The sequence below is a fragment of the Cupriavidus basilensis genome, assembly GCF_029335485.1.
Classification (GTDB): Bacteria; Pseudomonadota; Gammaproteobacteria; order Burkholderiales; family Burkholderiaceae; genus Cupriavidus; species Cupriavidus basilensis_E.
Genome location: NZ_JARJLM010000435.1, coordinates 1 through 2,352, shown reverse-complemented (window position 1 = coordinate 2,352; position 2,352 = coordinate 1). Strand labels below are relative to the sequence as shown.

Here is a 2,352-nt window from a genome sequence, read left to right as displayed (position 1 = left end):
CGAACGGATCATGGTGCCGAACGCCTGTTCGGTCAGGATTTCGAGCAACAGCGAGTGTTCGATGCGGCCGTCGATGATGTGCACCGAATTGACGCCGCTCTTGGCCGCGTCCAGCGCCGACGAGATCTTGGGCAGCATGCCGCCGGAGATGGTGCCGTCGGCGAACAGTTCCTCGATCTCGCGCGCCGACAGGTCGGTCAGCAGGTTGCCGGCCTTGTCCATCACACCCGGGATGTTGGTCATCATCACCAGCTTCTCGGCCTTGAGGATCTCGGCCATCTTGCCCGCCACCACATCGGCGTTGATATTGTAGGCCTGGCCGTCGTCGGAGAAACCGATCGGCGAGATCACCGGGATGAAGGCATCGTCCTGCAAGGCCTTGACCACCGCCGGGTTGATCGCCTCGATATCGCCCACGTAGCCGATATCGATAAAGGCCCCCGGGTTCTCGCGGTCCGGCATCTTCAGGCGCTTGGCGCGGATCAGGCCGCCGTCCTTGCCGGTCAGGCCCACGGCCTGGCCGCCGTACTGGTTGATCAGCATGACGATGTCCTGCTGCACTTCACCGCCCAGCACCCATTCGACCACTTCCATGGTCTCTTCATCGGTGACGCGCATGCCCTGGATGAAGGTGCCGACCTTGCCGACTTTCTTCAGGGCCTCGTCGATCTGCGGGCCACCACCGTGGACCACGACCGGGTTCATGCCAACCAGCTTGAGCAGGATCACGTCGCGCGCGAAGCCGTGCTTGAGCTTTTCCTCGGTCATGGCGTTGCCGCCGTACTTGACCACAATGGTCTTGCCGTGAAACTTGCGGATATAGGGCAGCGCCTCGGCAAGGATTTCGGCCTTGAGGGCTGGGGCAATTGCGGCCACCGCGGTAGCGGCAGGCCCAGGGGTGTCGGCGTTCATGGCAAGGGACATCCGTGAGATTCAACAGGTATCATGGCAATTCTGACCGGTGGCGGGCAACTGGTTCCAGGTTTTCTGGCCCCGAATTCGCCACCTCCGGCCGCGGCAGGCGCAGATTTTACAAGAAACCGCGCCGCACGCGTGCGGACGGTGGCGCGAGGGGGCTCAAAACCGGTGCATGCGTCCCGCAGCGCACCATGCCGTTCTATCCGCGCAACAGTCTGTCAACAGTCGGTAACAGCTTCTAACCGTCGCCTCATCACGTAACAGCGCACGTAACAACGCACGCAACCGCGGCAAGAACATGAGCCTGCACCCCGACGACCTGAACGCAGTGCGCCCCCATCTGCTGCGCTTCGCGCGCCTGCAGCTGCGCGACGAAGCGCTGGCCGAGGACACCGTCTCCGACACCCTGGTGGCCGCGCTGGAGCACCCGGAGCGTTTTGCCGGCCAGTCCGCGCTGAAGACCTACCTGATCGGCATCCTCAAGCACAAGATCATCGACACGCTGCGCAGCGGCCGGCGCGAGGTCCGCCTGACCCTGGGAGGCGGCGGCGACGATGGCGAAGGGCAGTCCGATCTCGACGCGTTCGATGCCCTTTTCACCAAGAATGGCCATTACCATACGCCGCCGTCCGACTGGGGCAACCCCGACCGCACGCTGGAGCGCCGCGAATTCTTCGAGATCCTGCAATTGTGCGTGGACAAGCTGCCCGCCAAGATCGGGCGGATTTTCATGATGCGGGAATGGCTGGAGCTGGAAACCGAGGAAATCTGTCAGGAACTGGAGATCACGACGACCAATGCCTGGGTCATGCTGTACCGCGCCCGCATGCGCCTGCGCGAGTGCCTGGAACTCAACTGGTTCGGGCACAAGGCGTGACCGTATGACCGCCTGACCCGATCCGCCGGGCCGGAGCAGCCGGGCAAGCTACCACGCCCCCGAGCGTCCCACCGAAGGAAGACATGCCAGATACGCCACCCCGCCGCTCCCTGCTGCCGAACTGCCGTGAAATCCACCGCCTGACGATGGAGGGGATGGACCGCCCCTTGAGCTGGATCGAGCGCGTGCGCATGCGCGGCCATATCGCCATCTGCGACGCCTGCACCAACTTTTCCGCCCAGATGCGCCTGATGCGCGCCGCCATGAGCCGGCTGGGGCAGGAAGACGAGCCGCCCAGGAACCAGCCATGAGCGATCCGCGCACCGTGCTGACCGGGCAATTGCGTCCCGTCGAGCATTGCAGCGCTTGCGGCGCGGGCTTTGTGTGCGGCTATGCGGCCGGCCTGCCGCAGTGCTGGTGCGCCAGCCAGCCGCTGCTGCCCGCGCGCCGCATCGTGCCTGGCCAGCATTGCCTGTGCCCCGCCTGCCTCGCCCGACGCCGGCAGGACGCCGGCAGGGTAGCGGAGGAAGGCTGATCAACCCGCGGCCTGCGCGGGC

General features: G+C 65.1%; 4 protein-coding genes. 3 read left to right on the top strand and 1 reads right to left on the bottom strand.

The window, feature by feature from the left end; all coding sequences use genetic code 11:
• Positions 1-924: acetylglutamate kinase (gene argB / locus P3W85_RS26125; protein WP_430869621.1), on the bottom strand; the 924-nt coding region annotated here is incomplete at its 3' end.
• Between the two features lie 292 nt (positions 925-1,216).
• On the opposite strand from argB, the gene P3W85_RS26120 reads away from it, so the two are divergent.
• The 3 genes from P3W85_RS26120 (at position 1,217) to P3W85_RS26110 (ending at position 2,330) form a co-directional block, all read left to right on the top strand.
• Positions 1,217-1,795 carry a sigma-70 family RNA polymerase sigma factor gene (locus tag P3W85_RS26120; RefSeq protein ID WP_276266886.1) on the top strand — a complete coding sequence of 193 codons (579 nt, stop codon included), beginning with the start codon at positions 1,217-1,219 and terminating at the stop codon, positions 1,793-1,795.
• Between the two features lie 83 nt (positions 1,796-1,878).
• Complete coding sequence (locus P3W85_RS26115; RefSeq protein ID WP_035809951.1) at positions 1,879-2,106, top strand: zf-HC2 domain-containing protein; 228 nt, start codon at positions 1,879-1,881, stop codon at positions 2,104-2,106.
• Positions 2,103-2,330: a cysteine-rich CWC family protein gene (locus tag P3W85_RS26110; RefSeq protein WP_276266885.1), complete on the top strand. Its 228-nt coding sequence runs from the start codon at positions 2,103-2,105 to the stop codon at positions 2,328-2,330. The genes P3W85_RS26115 and P3W85_RS26110 overlap by 4 nt, the downstream gene beginning before the upstream one ends.
• The last annotated feature ends 22 nt before the right edge of the window (positions 2,331-2,352 follow it).